Below are 16405 nucleotides of genomic sequence, written 5' to 3' on the forward strand. Positions count from 1 at the left end.
GTACTGCAGGGGGGACCCTGTGGGAGAGTAGGACACCGCCGAACAAATATTGAGAAAACCCCCGCACCTCACGGTGCGGGGGTTTTCTGCTTTTCAAGCCTGGGCCGGCAGGGCCTGGCTCCGATCAGAGCCGCCCTGCCGCCTTGAGAGCCAAATACGCATCGGCAAGCGCCGGAGCAAGTTCATCCGGTGTCGCGTCCACAACGGTCACACCATGACGGCGAAGCTGCTCGGCAGTCCGATGCCGCTCAGCCTGAGCCTGCGCAGCGGCCGCCGCCTCGTACACAGCCTCGGTACTGCCTCGTGCTGTCGCCATGCGCGCGATGTGCGGGTCGGCCACGGAAGCCAGCAGGACTGTGTGGCGCTGGGCGAGCTGTGGAAGGACCGGGAGCAGGCCCTGCTCGACCGGTGCGGCGTCGAGGGTGGTGAGCAGGACGATCAAAGAACGGCGCGGGGCTGTCCGCAATGCCGTGGCCGTGAGGCCCCGGCCGTCGGTTTCGACGAGTTCGGGTTCGAGTGTTGCCATCGCGTTGACGACGGACGGCAACACGTCTCCCGCCGCACGGCCCTGCACCAGGGCGCGGACTCGGCGGTCGTATGCGAGAAGGTCAACGCGGTCGCCGGCCCGGGATGCCAGCGCCGCCAGGAGCAGTGCCGCGTCCATGGAGGCGTCCAGGCGAGGTGCGTCGCCGACGCGTCCCGCCGAGGTACGGCCGGTGTCGAGGACCAAAAGGATGTGCCGGTCCCGTTCCGGGCGCCAGGTGCGTACCGCGACCGCGGACTGTCGGGCGGTGGCCCGCCAGTCGATGGAACGGGTGTCGTCGCCGGGGACGTACTCGCGGAGGCTGTCGAATTCGGTGCCTTCGCCGCGGGTCAGCACGCTGGTGCGGCCGTCGAGTTCGCGCAGACGAGCGAGTTTCGACGGGAGGTGCTTGCGACTGGTGAACGGGGGCAGAACCCGTACCGTCCAGGGAACTCGGTGCGTACCCTGGCGGGCGAACAGGCCCAGAGGGCCGTACGAGCGGATGGTCACGCGGTCGGCCAGCCGGTCGCCGCGGCGGGTGGGCCTCAGCCGGGTCGTGACTCGTCGGCGCTCGCCCGCCGGCACCGTGAGACGGTGCCGGGATGCTACGCCCTCTGTGCCGGGCTGCCAGCTGCTGGGCGGCCAAGCATCCCTCAGCCGGGCCCGGAGCGGGCGCGGGGACGGATTGGTGACAGTGAGCGTGACCTCGGCGGCCTCGTCCAGGCGCACGGACGTGTCACCGGAGCGGGTCAGCACCAGGCGTCGTACGGGTGCCGCCAGCGCGAAGTCGCACGCGCAGGCCACGGCCAGCGGTGCGTTGACCGCGAGAATGCCCGTCCAGCCGGGACCCCAGATGCCGATGGGAATCGAGCCGAGGGCTGCGAGGAGGGCGGCGCGCCCGGTGAGGGCCATCAGCGGGGGACCGGGACGTGGGCGAGGATCGCGTTGATGACCGAGTCGGCCGTGACGCCCTCCATCTCGGCCTCCGGGCGCAGCTGGACGCGGTGCCGGAGGGTCGGCAGGGCGAGGGCCTTGACGTCGTCCGGAATGACGTAGTCGCGGCCGGTCAGCCATGCCCACGCGCGTGAGGTGGCCAGGAGGGCGGTCGCGCCGCGCGGCGAGACGCCGAGGGTCAGGGAGGGGGACTCGCGAGTGGCACGGCAGATGTCGACCACGTAGCCGGTGATCTCGGGGGAGACCACCGTCTTGGCGACGGCGGCACGTGCGGCTTCCAGGTCCGCGGGGCCGGCGACGGGGCGTACGCCGGCGGCGCGCAGGTCGCGTGGGTTGAAGCCCTCGGCGTGGCGGGTGAGGACGTTGATCTCGTCCTGACGTGAGGGCAGAGGGATCGTCAGTTTGAGGAGGAAGCGGTCCAGTTGGGCCTCGGGGAGGGGGTATGTGCCCTCGTACTCGACCGGGTTCTGGGTGGCGGCGACCAGGAACGGATCGGGGAGCGGACGGGGCGTGCCGTCGACCGTGACCTGGCGTTCCTCCATGGCTTCCAGGAGGGAGGACTGGGTCTTGGGGGGCGTGCGGTTGATCTCGTCGGCGAGCAGCAGGTTGGTGAAGACCGGGCCGGCCTGGAAGGAGAACTCGGCGGTGCGGGTGTCGTAGACGAGGGAGCCGGTGACGTCGCTCGGCATGAGGTCGGGGGTGAACTGGACGCGCTTCGTCTCCAGTTCGAGTGCGGAGGCGAGTGCGCGGACGAGCAACGTTTTGGCGACTCCGGGGACTCCTTCAAGTAGTACGTGTCCGCGGCAGAGGAGGGCGACGACGAGGCCGGTCACGGCGGGGTCCTGGCCGACCACGGCTTTGGCGATCTCGGCGCGCAGGGCCTCCAGGGAGGCCCGGGCGGCGCCAGGGCCCCCGGTGTACCCGGCGTTGTCAGTGGTCGGGTCCATCATGAACGGCGTACCTCTCTTTCGAGGGCGTCGAGTTGGTCGGAGAGTGCGATGAGGGCCGCGTCGTCGCGGGGCGGCGGCCCGAACAGGAGGGCGTGCAGGGACTGTCCGTCGCTGTGGAGGTGGGCGGACAGCGCGGGCAGCAGCGCCTCGGGCGCGTCGTCCTGGGCGCCGGGGACGCCGACCAGGGGGGCGAGGCGGGTACGGGTGGTGGAGCGCAGGGCGGCGGCCGCGCGGTCGCGGGCGTTGGCCTTGCGGTAGAGGCGGGCGCGGCCTTCGACGGTTTCGGAGGCGCGGATCGCGACGGGGAGTCGTTCGGGTACGAGGGGGCCGAGTCGGCGTGCCCGCCAGAGGGCGGCGAGGGCAGCGGCGATGAAGAGCTGAAGCGTGCCCCAGAGCCAGCCCGAGGGGAGCAGGTCGAAGAAGTCTTTGCGGTCGCCCGTGCCGGTGGCCGAGGTGTCGGAGAGCGAGGGGAGGTACCAGACCAGATGGGGGCGCGAGCCAAGGAGTTGGAGGGCGAGCGAGGCGTTGCCCTGCTCGCCCAGACGGTCGTTGTAGAGGATGTCGGGGGCGCCGAGGACGACGGTGTCGCCGCCTCCAGAGGCTGCGGGGACGCGGACCAGGGTGGCAAGGCGCTCGCTGGGGTAGCACGAGTCGGCGTCGAGGTGGGTGGTGGTGTAGCGGATGCCGCCCGTGTCGGCTGTGCCCGCGCGCCGGGCGGCGGGCAGGTCACAGTGGGGCGCGAGTGTCGAGTGGAAACTGGTGGCGGGGTCCGCGGTGACGCCGGGGGCGAGTCGTTCGACGGACGAGCTGCCCGCGGCGACGAGGACGGTGCGGCCACCCGAGTGGGCGGTGGCGAAGCGCAGTTGCGTCTGTTGCCGTTGGGTCAGCAGGTCGGGGACGGCGACCAGGAGCGTGGTGTGCGGGCCCGCCGAGGCGCGGGCCTCGTCGAGTGTGGTGACCACGCGTGTGGAGACGCCCCGGTCGGCGAGGAGTGCGGCGACGGCCCGGCTGCCGTAGGGGTCGGCCGAGCGGGGGTCGAGCTCGCCGTGCCTGACGTCGGAGCGTACGACGGCGATCGCGACAGCGCCGACGAGGAGCAGCACCAGGGCGATGACCACACCTCGCGCGCGGGTCCACACCTGGCGTGCGGTGAGCGAGGCCGAGGTGGAGGGGAAGGTGGCCCCGGCGGTCATCCGGCGCCTCCCTGGCGGGTGTTGTCGGCCGTGCTGGGGGCGCTGCTCGCCAGGACCGGGCTGGTGCGGTCCAGGTCGCGGTCGAGTTCGGCGATGCGGTGGTACGACTGCTCGCTGGCCGTGCGCCCGCCGTATGTGACGTCGTCGAACTCGCGGGCGGAGGCGCGCAGCCGGTCCGTGTGCGAGGGCAGCGCGCGGCCGGCTTCGGCGGCGGCCTCGTCGGCCGTGCGGCCGGGACGGACGTCGAGCAGGGCGCGTTCCTCGAGGGAGCGGACGATGGCGCGCATCCGTTCCTGGACTGCCTGGTTCCAGTGGCCCTGGGCGGCGTGTGCCTCGGCGGCCGCGCGGTGCTCGGCGGCGCTGCGAGGTCGGTCGTCGAACAGGGCGGCGGCGGAGGCCGGTTGGCGGCGCGGAGTGCCCAGGCGCCACCACAGGGCGGCCAGGACGGCGACGACGGCCAGGACCACGACGATCAGGCCGAGCATTCCCCCGGGTGTCGCGGCGGAGGCGGCGTTGAGCACCCGGTCGACCCAGTCCCAGAAGGCGTTGAGGGCGCGTTCGAGGAGACTGGGCTCGTTCTCGTGGTACATCCGCTTGGACAGCTCGCGACGTGCCGCTTCCCGTGCGGGGTCGCGTGGAGTGGTTACTGGCGGCTCGTCGCCGGAGCGCGCCAGTGAAACGAGAATTCCCCCCGTAAGGCTCACCGCATCAGCTCCCCGGGGTCGTGCCGGTGCCGTAGCCCTGGACGCCGGCGGCGCGGGCCAGTTCGAGGTCGAGGGCCTCGCGGCGGATGCGCTGGTCGATGTACAGGAGCACGGTGACGCCGGCCGTGATGGGGAACGTGATCATGGAGCCGATCACCGAGCCGATGCCGCTGATGATGAGGAAGGTCCAGCCGAGGTCGCCGCCGGTGCCGTTGAGGAAGTCGGCGACGCTGTTGCCGCTGGCCGCGGCGGCGATCGCGGCGAAGGGGATGGCGATGATCGAGGCGACGATGTTCGCGATGATCGCGGCGAGCAGCTGGATGCCGAAGACCCGCCACCAGGCGCCGCGGACCAGCTTCGCGGAGCGGCTCATCGACTTCACGATGCCCTGCTTCTCCAGCATCAGCGTCGGCGAGGCGAGGGAGAAGCGGACCATGAGCCACAGCGCGACGATGGCGGCCCCGAAGATGCCGAGAACGGCGAGTGCGGCGGCGCCGTCCCCGCCGCCGCCGGCGACCGCGACGAGGATGCCGGGCAGCGCACCTGCGAACGCGATGCCGAAGGCGATGAGCAGCAGCAGGAAGATGAGGCCGAACAGCTTCGGGATCTGTGGCCGGGCGTCGCGCCAGGCCTCACCGGTGGTCACCGACTTGCCGAGTACGGCGCGGCTGGTCACGGCTGTCAGCAGGGCGGTCGCGACGATCGTGCCGAGCAGCGAGATCAGGATGACGACGCCGGAGTTCAGCGCGACGTCGCCCATGGCCCGGGTCACTTCGCCGAGGGTGGCGCTGGGGTCGTTGAGGGCCGCGGTGTTGGCGCTGTCGTTGAGGACGAGTCCTTGGAGGAGGACGATGACGACCTCGATGACCACGGCGACGGTCAGCGAGATGCCCAGGACCGTGCGCCAGTAGGTGCGCATGGTGGAGACGGCTCCGTCGAGGATCTCCCCCACGCCGAGCGGGCGCAGCGGGATCACGCCGGGCTTGGCCGCGGGCGGGGGGCCGTCCCAGCCGCCGCCCCAGGCGCCGTATCCGCCTTGGCCTCCGTAGGCGCCCGGGCCTCCGTAGCCGCCGGGGCCGCCGCCGGGGTACTGACCGCCCCATCCGGGGCCGGGGGGTGGCGGCGGTGCTGCCTGACCTGGGCCGGGAGCGCCTGTGGGCGCGGACCACTGGCCGGGTGGCGGCTGCTCCTTGGACCACTTCGAGCCGGGATCCTGCGTGTCCGCGCCCGGTTGTTCGGCGGGCTGTGCGGGGCCCGGCCGGTCGGCGGGCTCGGCAGGTTGGGACGCGCCGGGTTCCTGCCCGTCGGACGGGGCGGATCCGGGCGAGGCCCAGCCCGGAGTGTCTTTCATCGAAGCTCCTTCACGGTGCCCGTCCGCGGTCGCGGCGGCAGGTTGGCAGCCATCGTGCCATGGGGCGGTCCTCGGCGGACCGGCCGCGGTATGGGCTGCACACCTTCAATTGTCCGCCGGATACGGGGCAGACTGACCGCATGGCTGATCAGTACGCGCAACCCCGAGGGGACAACCGGGCGACCGACAAATCGGCGATCCGATGGGAGGAGCCACCCGAAGGCCCCGTACTGGTCCTTCTCGACCAGACGAGGCTGCCGACCGAGGAGGTCGAGTTGGTGTGCACGGACGCGTCGGCGCTGGTCGAGGCGATCCGTTCGCTCGCCGTGCGCGGCGCGCCGCTGCTGGGTATCGCAGGGGCGTACGGTGTCGCGCTCGCCGCCGCGCGGGGCTTCGACGTGGACGAGGCCGCCGGGGCGCTCGAGGGTGCCCGGCCGACCGCGGTGAACCTGTCCGTCGGCGTGCGCAGGGCGCGGTCCGCGTACCGCGCCGCGCTCACCAAGGGCGGGGACGCCAAGCAGGCGGCCGCGGCGGCGCTGGCCGCGGCGCGGGCGCTGCACCGGGAGGACGCCGAGGCCAGCGCCCGCATGGCCGAGCACGGGCTGGCGCTGCTGGACGAGCTGCTGCCCGGTGGCGGGCACCGGATACTCACTCACTGCAACACCGGATCGCTGGTGTCCGGCGGGGAGGGCACGGCGTTCGCGGTGGCGCTCGCCGGGCACCGGGTGGGGCGGCTGCGGCGCCTGTGGGTGGACGAGACACGTCCGCTGTTGCAGGGGGCGCGGCTGACGGCGTACGAGGCGGCCCGCAGCGGTATGGCGTACACCTTGCTGACCGACAACGCGGCGGGCTCGCTGTTCGCGGCCGGCGAGGTGGACGCGGTGCTGATAGGGGCGGACCGCATAGCGGCCGACGGTTCGGTGGCGAACAAGGTGGGGAGCTACCCGCTCGCGGTGCTGGCGCGGTACCACCATGTGCCGTTCATCGTGGTGGCGCCGGTGACGACGATCGATCCGGAGACACCGGACGGTGCGTCCATCGAGGTCGAGCAGCGCCCCGGCTTCGAGGTGACCGACGTCGTGGCACCGCAGATGCCGGTGACGGGTGCGGGCGGCGGCATTCCGGTGGCTCCCTTGGGGACCCAGGCGTACAACCCGGCGTTCGACGTGACGCCGCCCGAGCTGATCACTGCGATCGTCACCGAGGAGGGCGCCGTCTCACCGGTGACGGCCGAGGCACTCGCGGAGCTGTCCGCCCGGTGAACCCCGCTCCGACGGGGTGTTCGCCGGGCCCCTGGGACGAGGGCAGACAGTAGTGGTCCCGTACGACTATCGTCACTGGCCAGTGACGTCGCTCACCAGCGCCCCGGTCACTGTTACGAGAATGGGATGATGTCGTTTATGAAGGGACGAGTCCTTGTCGTCGACGACGACACCGCACTGGCCGAGATGCTCGGCATTGTGCTGCGTGGTGAAGGTTTTGAACCGTCTTTCGTAGCCGACGGCGACAAGGCGCTGGCAGCATTCCGTGAGTCCAAGCCCGATCTTGTGCTGCTCGATCTGATGCTGCCCGGGCGGGACGGTATCGAGGTGTGCCGCCTGATCAGGGCGGAGTCCGGGGTGCCGATCGTGATGCTCACGGCCAAGAGCGACACCGTCGATGTCGTGGTGGGCCTGGAGTCGGGCGCCGATGACTACATCGTGAAGCCCTTCAAGCCGAAGGAGCTGGTGGCCCGGATCCGGGCGCGGCTGCGGAGGTCGGAGGAGCCCGCGCCGGAGCAGCTGGCCATCGGTGACCTGGTCATCGATGTGGCCGGTCACTCGGTGAAGCGGGACGGGCAGTCGATCGCGCTGACGCCGCTGGAGTTCGACCTGCTGGTCGCGCTCGCGCGCAAGCCGTGGCAGGTGTTCACGCGCGAGGTGCTGCTGGAGCAGGTGTGGGGTTACCGGCACGCGGCGGACACGCGGCTGGTCAACGTGCATGTGCAGCGGCTGCGCTCCAAGGTCGAGAAGGACCCGGAGCGGCCGGAGATCGTGGTGACCGTCCGCGGTGTGGGTTACAAGGCGGGACCGAGCTGACATGTCAGGTGACAGTGCCGCTTCGGCTCCCGGCCGGTCCGGGGACCGGCCGGGGCGGCCTGTCGGCCGCAAGGCGGCGGGTTCGCGCTGGGGACGTCTCTTCGAGGGCGGGCTCCTCCAGGGCGGGTTCCAGGGCAGCCCGGTCCTTCGGCTGATCATGCGCTGGGTGCGCCGGCCGCTGCTGCCGGTGATGCGGCTGTGGCGCCGCAACATCCAGCTCAAGGTCGTCGCCACGACCCTGCTGATGTCGCTGGGTGTGGTGCTGCTGCTGGGCTTCGTCGTCATCGGCCAGGTGCGCAACGGTCTGCTGGACGCCAAGGTGAGGGCGTCGCAGAGCCAGGCCACCGGCGGGTTCGCGGTGGCCAAGCAGAAGGCCGACGAGGCGGCGGGGGACACCGCCACCGCCGACGAGACCTCGACCGCGGACGGACGGCAGTCCCAGAACGTCATCCAGTGGATGAGCGACCTCGTCGAGTCGCTCTCCAGCGGCGGGCAGGGCGCGTTCGAGGTGGTGACGCTGCCGGCCGGAGATGAGAGCGGAGGCGGGCGCAGCCCGCGCGGCCCTCGGTACGTGGACACCACGAACAGCGTGCCGGACGATCTGCGCGCGCGGGTCGACGAGAACACGACGGCGGCCCAGAGCTACACCCGCATCGTCTACAGCAACGGCCAGGAGTCCCAGCCGGCGCTGGTCATCGGCAAGCAGGTCAACGACCCCAACGGAGACCCGTACCAGCTGTACTACCTCTTCCCGCTCACGCAGGAGGAGAAGTCGCTGAGCCTGGTCAAGGGCACGCTGGCGACCGCCGGGCTGTTCGTGGTCGTACTCCTCGGGGCCATCGCGTGGCTGGTGGTGCGGCAGGTGGTCACGCCGGTGCGGATGGCGGCCGGGATCGCCGAGCGGCTGTCCGCGGGGAAGTTGCAGGAACGGATGAAGGTCACCGGCGAGGACGACATCGCGCGGCTCGGCGAGGCCTTCAACAAGATGGCGCAGAACCTCCAGCTGAAGATCCAGCAACTGGAGGACCTGTCGCGGATGCAGCGGCGGTTCGTGTCGGACGTGTCGCACGAGCTGCGGACCCCGCTGACGACCGTGCGCATGGCGGCCGACGTCATCCATGAGGCCCGTGAGGACTTCGACCCGGTGACCGCGCGGTCGGCGGAGTTGCTCGCCGACCAGCTGGACCGGTTCGAGTCGCTGCTCGCGGACCTGCTGGAGATCAGTCGCTTCGACGCGGGCGCGGCGGCGCTGGAGGCCGAGCCGATAGACCTCAGGGAGGTCGTACGGCGGGTGGTCAGCGGCGCCGAGCCGCTTGCGGAGCGCAAGGGCACGCACATACGCGTCCTCGGCGACCAGCAGCCCGTCGTGGCCGAGGCGGACGCCCGGCGCGTGGAGCGGGTGCTGCGCAACCTCGTGGTCAACGCCGTGGAGCACGGCGAGGGCAAGGACGTCGTCGTCAAGCTGGCCGCGGCGGGCGGCGCGGTCGCGGTCGCGGTGCGCGACTACGGCGTCGGGCTCAAGCCCGGCGAGGCGACCCGGGTCTTCAGCCGCTTCTGGCGTGCGGACCCGGCACGGGCGCGTACCACCGGTGGTACGGGTCTGGGGCTGTCGATCGCCCTGGAGGACGCCCGGCTGCACGGCGGCTGGCTTCAGGCCTGGGGCGAGCCGGGTGGTGGTTCGCAGTTCCGGCTGACGCTGCCGCGGACCGCGGACGAGCCGCTGCGGGGCTCGCCGATACCCCTGGAGCCCAAGGACTCGCGGCGCAACCGGGGGCTCGACGACGCAGGTCTGCCCGACGGGGGCGACGGCAAGCGGGCCACGGTCCCGGTGCAACCGACGGGTGGCCAGGTGCCGCCGCTGCCGCCGCGCGATCCGATCGTGCCCCGCCTGGCCACCGTCAGCCCCGCCGCCGACCCGACCGCGCTGCCCGGCAACGGCGCGCGCGTGGTGCCCAGGCCCAACGGTGCCGTGCGGGGGCAGGACGCCGCGCCCGCCTCGGGCGCGGCGCGCGAGGAGACCGAGGGCCGCGCGGACACCGTCGAGGACTTGAACGAGCCAGGGGAGGCATTTCGTGGGCGCTGACCACGAGGGGGGCGTGCGTCGGCGGCCGGTGCGCGCGGTGGTGTACGCCGTCTGCGGCGTCGTACTGCTGGCGGGGTGCGCCTCGATGCCCGACAGCGGGGACCTGCGCGATGTCGAGTCCACGCCCCGGCAGGACACCCAGGTGCGGGTCTTCGCGATGCCGCCGGCCGAGGACGCCCAGCCCGGGGAGATCGTGCAGGGCTTCCTGGAGGCGCTGACCAGCGACGATCCGCACTATGACACGGCGCGCAAGTATCTGACCGGCGACGCCGCGAGGAAGTGGCTGCCCGAGCGGTCGACCACAGTGCTCGCGGACGGGCCCAGCATCGCGCCCGACCCGCAGCCGGGCGGCCGTGAGGACGCCGGCAACGTCTCCTACACGCTGGCCGGGGACAGGGTGGCGACGGTGGACGCCGAGCAGGCGTACGCGCCGGCCGGCGGGCCGTACAGCAAGAAGCTGCGTCTGACGAGGGACGCGAAGACCAAGCAGTGGCGTATCAGCGCGCTGCCGCCCGGCGTCGTCATGGGCAAGTCCGACTTCCAGCGCAACTACAAGTCCGTCGACAAGTACTACTTCGCGTCGAACACCTGGGTCGGGACGAGCGGGCAGTCGGTGGCCGTCGCCGACCCGGTGTTCGTGCGCGAGGGCGTGGACCCGATGACCCAGGTGGTGCGGTCCCTGATCAGCGGGCCCACGAGCTGGCTGTCACCCGTGGTCAGATCCAGCTTCCCCACGGGTGCGGCGCTCCGGAAGGGCACCACCTCGCTGACGCCCGACGACCAGAACGTGCTGACGGTGCCGCTGAACGACAAGGCCTCCGGGGTGGGCGTGGCTCAGTGCAACGAGATGGCCACCCAGTTGCTGTTCACTCTGCGGGCCCAGACGCCCACGGTGGACGCCGTGGACCTGCGGGGCACCGGGGGCAGGAGGCTGTGCGACCTCAACGAGAACCGGGCCGAGAGGACCGCCTGGGACGCCGCGGCGAAGACTCCCGAGTACCTGTACTTCCTCGACGGCAAGCACCGGCTGGTACGGATGGTCGGCGGCAGCCCGGGGACCAGCGCAGTGCCGGTGCCGGGCGCGCTGGACGAGAGCGGCAAGGAGCTGCGCTCGGTGGCCGTCTCGCGTGACGAGCGCACCGCGGCCGCGGTCGACATCGACGGCCGCTCGCTGTACGTCACGTCGCTGACCTCGGAAAGCTCGCTCGGCGACGCTGTGGTCACCAGCCAGGGCGCGACCAAGGACGAGCGGCTCACCACGCCCAGCTGGGACGCCCGGGGCGACCTGTGGGTGGCCGACCGCAACCCCCACGCTGCCCGGCTGCTCCTGCTGGAGCAGGGCAGGGGGGAGCCGGTCACCGTGCAGACCCCCGAGCTGCCCGGACGCATCAGGGACGTGCGGGTGGCGGCCGACGGGGTGCGGATAGCGCTCGTGGTGGAGAAGGACGGCAAGCAGTCCTTGCTCGTCGGCCGTGTCGAGCGGGACGACAGGTCCACGGGGCGCCCGGTGTCGGTCACGGAACTGCGCTCGGTGACGCCGGAGCTGGAGGAGATCACCGCCATGTCGTGGGCGGGCGACAGCCGGCTCGTGGTGGCCGGACAGGAGCACGGGGGACTGCTACAGCTGCGGTACGTCCAGGTCGACGGTTCCACACCGAAGGGCCCGGCGCCCGCTGCGCTCTCGGGCGTGAAGACGATCACGGCGTCCGAGGACGACCGGCTGCCGCTGGTGGCGTACTCGGAGGACGGGATCGTACGGCTGCCGTCCGGGGCCCAGTGGCAGAAGGTGGTCAAGGAAGGCTTCGCGCCGGTCTATCCCGGGTGACGCCACCCGGGGGGCGGGTTGTCCACAGGGAGTTTTCCACAGGGGTGGCCGAGTCGGTCGGGCATTGGCACAGTGGAGGCCATGCGGGGGTGGTGGCAGGACCTCATCGACCTGGTGCTGCCGGCTGAGTGCGGAGGCTGCGGAAGGCCTCGCACGGTGCTCTGCCAGGAGTGCCGTGCCGCCCTGAGCGGGGCCGTACCGCGCCGGGTGCGACCGGTGCCGGAGCCGCCCGGACTGCCGGAGGTCCGCGCGGCGGCTCCGTACGGAGACGAGGTGCGGGCGGTTCTCCTCGCCCACAAGGAGCGGGGCGCGCTGACCCTCACCGGTGCTCTCGGGGCGGCACTGGCGGGTGCGGTGCGGGCGGGGCTGCCGGCCGCCGGGCGGGCCGGTGGGCCCGTGCTGCTCATGCCGGTGCCCTCCGCGCGGTGGGCCGTGCGGGCGCGCGGGCACGACCCGGTGCGGCGGATCGCGTTGGCGGCGGCCGGTGAGTTGCGGCGCGGCGGAACGCCGGCCCGAGTGGTGGCGGTACTGCGGCAGCGGCGTGCGGTGGCCGACCAGTCGGGGCTCGACTGGCGTCGGCGGCTGGACAATCTGGCGGGCGCCCTGGAGGTGACGGCGAGCGGTGCCCAGCTGCTCGGCGGGGGCCGTCTCGTGCTCGTCGACGACCTGATCACGACGGGCGCCACCCTTACGGAGGCGACGCGTGCCGTACACGAAGCCCTCGTCCGCGACGGCCGGAGAACGGCCGTGTACGTGCACGCAACTCGGGAAGAGATGGGGGAACGGATGGCTGGATCAACGGGAGGAACGGTGATCCGCGCGGCCGTGATCGCGGCACCGCCGGATTCCTTCGAAAGGAACCGGAACTGACTTCGAACTGGCGTCGTTGCAGGTAGCGAGAAGGCCAATTCACCGGAACGGAGGTACGCCGCAGTAGAGGGTGACGACATCCGTCCGGGCGAGATATGTTCGGTTGTGAGGGAAAGGCGCAGGCCATACCCCTCGTATTCGAATGCCGTGCTGCGGGTTTCCTGCAATCACCCGCACCGGCCGGGGTGGAGATCTTGCCCGCGGGGGAGGAGGTGGACGTCACCGAGTCCGAGGCTCCGGGGCTCACCGGAGCCGGGTGCAAAAGGGAGATGCTCCGCCAGTGATGCGGAGCGATCCGGGAACGGAGTTCTGCGTGGACATCGTCGTCAAGGGCCGCAAGACCGAGGTGCCCGAGCGGTTCCGCAAGCACGTGGCCGAGAAGCTGAAGCTGGACAAGATCCAGAAGCTCGATGCCAAGGTGATCAGCCTCGATGTCGAGGTGTCCAAGGAGCCCAACCCGCGACAGGCCGACCGCTGCGACCGAGTGGAGATCACCCTCCGCTCCCGCGGTCCGGTGATCCGGGCGGAGGCAGCGGCCAACGATCCGTACGCGGCACTCGACCTGGCGGCGGAGAAGCTGGAGGCCCGGCTGCGCAAGCAGCACGACAAGCGGTTCTCGCGCCGCGGCGCGCGCCGGATCTCGGCGGCCGAGGTTCCCGACCACGTCCCGGGCGCGGCGACGCTCAACGGGAACGGCCTCCCCGTTCATGAGGAAGAGAAGGGGGAAGTGCCGACGAAGAGGATCGGCTCGCTGGAAGTGCAGGGTGAAGGCCCCCTCATCGTCCGCGAGAAGACCCACGTCGCCTCCCCGATGACCCTCGACCAGGCTCTCTACGAGATGGAGCTGGTGGGGCACGACTTCTATCTCTTCGTCGACTCCGAGACGAAGGAACCGGCCGTCGTCTACCGGCGGCACGCTTACGACTACGGCGTGATTCACCTCAGCACGGACCCGATGGTCGCCCAGACGCAGTCCCCCGCGGCAGGCGGCACGCTGGGCGGCTGAATTCATCCGGCTGATGGCTGAGTGGGTGCCCCTGGAGCGCGTGTGCGCCCCCAGGGGCACCGGTGTGCGACCAGTTCGCGCCCCGCTCTGTCACCGCAGTGTCGTCCGGGCATGAAATCATGGCCGCACCGGCCCAACCGGTGGGCCGCTGCCTTGGGTTGGCGATGGCACAGGACCACAGGCCACAGCCTCAGGGGGAGGAACGATGGCGGACAGCTTCGGACCGATGCAGGAGGGAGATGCCGACGACGCCGTCGGCATGGGCCCGGACGCGGGCACTCCACGCAAGGAGCCGATCAGAGTCCTGGTCGTGGACGACCACGCCCTGTTCCGCCGTGGCCTGGAGATCGTGCTCGCCGCCGAGGAGGACATCCAGGTCGTCGGGGAGGCGGGGGACGGCGCCGAGGCCGTCGACAAGGCCGCCGACCTGCTGCCCGACATCGTCCTGATGGACGTACGGATGCCCAAGCGCGGCGGGATCGAGGCATGCACCTCCATCAAGGAGGTGGCACCCAGCGCGAAGATCATCATGCTGACGATCAGCGACGAAGAGGCCGATCTCTACGAGGCCATCAAGGCGGGCGCGACCGGTTATCTGCTCAAGGAGATTTCCACGGACGAGGTGGCCACCGCCATTCGCGCGGTGGCCGACGGGCAGTCGCAGATCAGCCCCTCCATGGCGTCGAAACTCCTGACCGAGTTCAAGTCGATGATCCAGCGCACCGACGAACGCCGGCTGGTGCCGGCGCCGCGGCTCACCGACCGGGAGCTCGAGGTGCTCAAGCTGGTCGCCACCGGGATGAACAACCGCGATATCGCCAAGGAGTTGTTCATCTCCGAGAACACCGTGAAGAATCATGTTCGCAACATCCTGGAGAAGCTTCAGCTGCACTCCAGGATGGAGGCGGTGGTCTATGCGATGCGGGAGAAGATCCTCGAGATCGGGTGAGGCTCAGGCGAGGAGGCGGGCGAGTTCCGCGGTGAGGGACGCGCGGAGCTCGGGGGCGTCCACACGTTCCACCCGGACGTCCGTGCAGTCCACCCAGCTCGCGGCCTCGACCAGGGCCTGAGCCACGGCCGGGACGGCCTTGGCACCGTCCAGAGTGACCTGCTTGGCCACCAGGCTGCGGCCCTCGCGAGCCGGATCGACACGCCCGACGAGGTGGCCGCCGGCCAGGACCGGCATGGCGAAGTAGCCGTACACCCGCTTCGGCTTGGGAACGTAGGCCTCCAGACGGTGGGTGAAGCCGAAGATCCGCTCCGTGCGGGCCCGCTCCCAGATCAGGGAGTCGAACGGGGACAGCAGCGTGGTGCGGTGCCGGCCGCGCGGAGGCGTCTGAAGGGCCGCCGGGTCGGCCCAGGCCGGCTTGCCCCAGCCCTCGACCGTGACGGGGACCAGGCCCGAGTCCGCTATCACCGCATCGACCTGCTCGCCCTTGAGACGGTGGTAGTCGGCGATGTCCGCGCGCGTGCCCACGCCGAGGGACTGGCCGGCCAGGCGGACCAGGCGGCGCAGGCACTCGGTGTCGTCCAGCTCGTCGTGCAGCAGCGCGCCGGGGACGGCGCGCTCGGCGAGGTCGTACACGCGCTTCCAGCCGCGGCGCTCCACACAGACCACCTCGCCGTACATCAGCGCGCGCTCCACGGCGACCTTCGAACCGGACCAGTCCCACCACTCGCTGGTCCGTTTCGCGCCGCCCAGCTCGGTGGCCGTGAGGGGGCCCTCGGCGCGGAGCTGCTTGATGACCTGGTCGTAGGCGCCGTCGGGCAGCTCGTGCCCCCAGTGCGGGCGGTTGCGGTACGCGCGGCGGCGGAAGGCGAAGTGGGGCCACTCCTCGACCGGGAGGATGCAGGCGGCGTGGGACCAGTACTCAAAGGCGTGCGTGTCTTTCCAGTAGGCGCTTTCGACGGTCTTGCGGCCGACGGCGCCCAGCCGGGCGTACGGGACGAGTTCGTGGGAGCGGGCGAGGACCGAGATGGTGTCCAGCTGGACCGCGCCGAGGTGGCGGAGGACGCCGCGGACCCCTGCTCGGCGGTCGGGGGTGCCGAGGAAGCCCTGTGCGCGGAGGGCGATGCGGCGGGCGTCGTCTGCGGAGAGGTCGGTGGCGGGACGCGGGGTCGTCATGGGTCCGGACGATAGAGGGTGGCACTGACAGTGTGGGGTGAGCTGGGAATTCGGTGCCGTCCGAGCGGCACGAGCGCCCGCGGCCGTGCCGGCTGTCAGCCCAGGTGCCCCGGTGCCGGCAGATAAGGCGCCGTGGACGGCAGGCCGAGGTCCGACGGGAGCAGGGAGCCCACCCAGCAGTCCCGGCGCACCCCCTTGTTGTTGACCGCGGAGCGCAAGGTGCCCTCGACGGTGAAGCCGACCCGTTCGGCCACCGCGCGGGAGGGTCTGTTGCCGACTTCCGCACGCCATTCCAGCCGGTCGACGGCCAGAGCGGTGAAGGCCCAGCGGGCGGCGGCGAGCGCGGCCTCGGTGATGTAACCGTGTCCGCGGTGCTCCTTGGTGGCCCAGAAACCGATCTCCCCGACACCCAGGGCGCGCATCGTGATGCCGAGCATGCCGGCCAGCTGCCCCTCGGGCAGGAAGAGGCCGAACGTGTACATCGAGTCGTGCGCCCAGCCGTCCGGTGCCGTCTGCCCGGTGAAACTCTCCGCGTGCTCGCGCAGATAGGGCGAGGGGAACTGGGAGATCCAGCGCTGTGTGTCGGGATCCTGGGCGGCGGCGTACACCGCGTCGGTGTCCTTCGGGCCCACGGTGCGCAGCAGCAGACGATCGGTGGTGAGCGTCACGGGTTCCATCGGGCGATTGTGCTCGGGCGGCGGGTGGGGACGCCATCGTTTATGCCCTGCGTGAGCGCGTGATCA

At 71.4% G+C, this 16405-nt stretch carries 14 protein-coding genes; 7 read left to right on the top strand and 7 right to left on the bottom strand.

Translation table 11 applies throughout. The features are described from left to right. Positions 1–124: 124 nt before the first annotated feature. The 5 genes from ACWGJM_RS46705 to ACWGJM_RS46725 are packed head-to-tail and all read right to left on the bottom strand — an operon-like array spanning position 125 to position 5675. Complete coding sequence (locus tag ACWGJM_RS46705; RefSeq protein WP_453417880.1) at positions 125–1435, bottom strand: DUF58 domain-containing protein; 1311 nt, start codon at positions 1433–1435, stop codon at positions 125–127. After that, positions 1435–2424: an AAA family ATPase gene (locus ACWGJM_RS46710; RefSeq protein WP_453417898.1), complete on the bottom strand. Its 990-nt coding sequence runs from the start codon at positions 2422–2424 to the stop codon at positions 1435–1437. The genes ACWGJM_RS46705 and ACWGJM_RS46710 overlap by 1 nt, the downstream gene beginning before the upstream one ends. Next, positions 2424–3620 (bottom strand): DUF4350 domain-containing protein, encoded by a 1197-nt coding sequence (locus ACWGJM_RS46715; protein ID WP_453417881.1) that lies wholly within the window; start codon positions 3618–3620, stop codon positions 2424–2426. Before ACWGJM_RS46715 ends, ACWGJM_RS46710 begins: the two co-directional genes overlap by 1 nt. Then, complete coding sequence (locus ACWGJM_RS46720) at positions 3617–4324, bottom strand: DUF4129 domain-containing protein (protein WP_453417882.1); 708 nt, start codon at positions 4322–4324, stop codon at positions 3617–3619. The genes ACWGJM_RS46715 and ACWGJM_RS46720 overlap by 4 nt, the downstream gene beginning before the upstream one ends. 4 nt (positions 4325–4328) lie before the next feature. Then, a complete protein-coding gene (locus ACWGJM_RS46725) occupies positions 4329–5675 on the bottom strand; it encodes a hypothetical protein (RefSeq protein ID WP_453417883.1) in 1347 nt (448 codons plus the stop codon). A gap of 140 nt (positions 5676–5815) precedes the next feature. Here ACWGJM_RS46725 and mtnA point away from each other — a divergent pair, with 140 nt between their 5' ends. The 7 genes from mtnA (at position 5816) to ACWGJM_RS46760 (ending at position 14486) form a co-directional block, all read left to right on the top strand. Beyond that, positions 5816–6937 (top strand): S-methyl-5-thioribose-1-phosphate isomerase, encoded by a 1122-nt coding sequence (gene mtnA, locus ACWGJM_RS46730; RefSeq protein ID WP_453417884.1) that lies wholly within the window; start codon positions 5816–5818, stop codon positions 6935–6937. A gap of 126 nt (positions 6938–7063) precedes the next feature. Further along, complete coding sequence (gene mtrA / locus ACWGJM_RS46735; protein ID WP_187284748.1) at positions 7064–7753, top strand: two-component system response regulator MtrA; 690 nt, start codon at positions 7064–7066, stop codon at positions 7751–7753. Position 7754: 1 nt separating this feature from the next. Beyond that, positions 7755–9836 (top strand): MtrAB system histidine kinase MtrB, encoded by a 2082-nt coding sequence (gene mtrB, locus ACWGJM_RS46740; RefSeq protein ID WP_453417885.1) that lies wholly within the window; start codon positions 7755–7757, stop codon positions 9834–9836. Continuing rightward, complete coding sequence (locus ACWGJM_RS46745) at positions 9826–11661, top strand: LpqB family beta-propeller domain-containing protein (RefSeq protein ID WP_453417886.1); 1836 nt, start codon at positions 9826–9828, stop codon at positions 11659–11661. Before mtrB ends, ACWGJM_RS46745 begins: the two co-directional genes overlap by 11 nt. A gap of 81 nt (positions 11662–11742) precedes the next feature. Beyond that, a complete protein-coding gene (locus ACWGJM_RS46750; protein ID WP_453417887.1) occupies positions 11743–12531 on the top strand; it encodes a ComF family protein in 789 nt (262 codons plus the stop codon). 313 nt (positions 12532–12844) lie between these two features. After that, the gene (gene hpf / locus ACWGJM_RS46755; RefSeq protein ID WP_453417888.1) at positions 12845–13537 is read left to right on the top strand and encodes a ribosome hibernation-promoting factor, HPF/YfiA family; all 693 of its coding nucleotides are present in this window, start codon (positions 12845–12847) and stop codon (positions 13535–13537) included. 205 nt (positions 13538–13742) lie between these two features. Continuing rightward, positions 13743–14486, top strand: coding sequence for a response regulator (locus tag ACWGJM_RS46760; protein ID WP_453417889.1), 744 nt, complete (start codon positions 13743–13745; stop codon positions 14484–14486). 3 nt (positions 14487–14489) lie between these two features. Here ACWGJM_RS46760 and ACWGJM_RS46765 read toward each other — a convergent pair whose 3' ends face one another. Continuing rightward, positions 14490–15662 carry a winged helix-turn-helix domain-containing protein gene (locus ACWGJM_RS46765; RefSeq protein ID WP_453417890.1) on the bottom strand — a complete coding sequence of 391 codons (1173 nt, stop codon included), beginning with the start codon at positions 15660–15662 and terminating at the stop codon, positions 14490–14492. A gap of 95 nt (positions 15663–15757) precedes the next feature. Beyond that, positions 15758–16339, bottom strand: a complete 582-nt coding sequence (locus ACWGJM_RS46770) for a GNAT family N-acetyltransferase (protein WP_453417891.1) — start codon at positions 16337–16339, stop codon at positions 15758–15760. Positions 16340–16405 lie beyond the last annotated feature (66 nt).

This window comes from Streptomyces sp. NPDC054834, assembly GCF_053611185.1.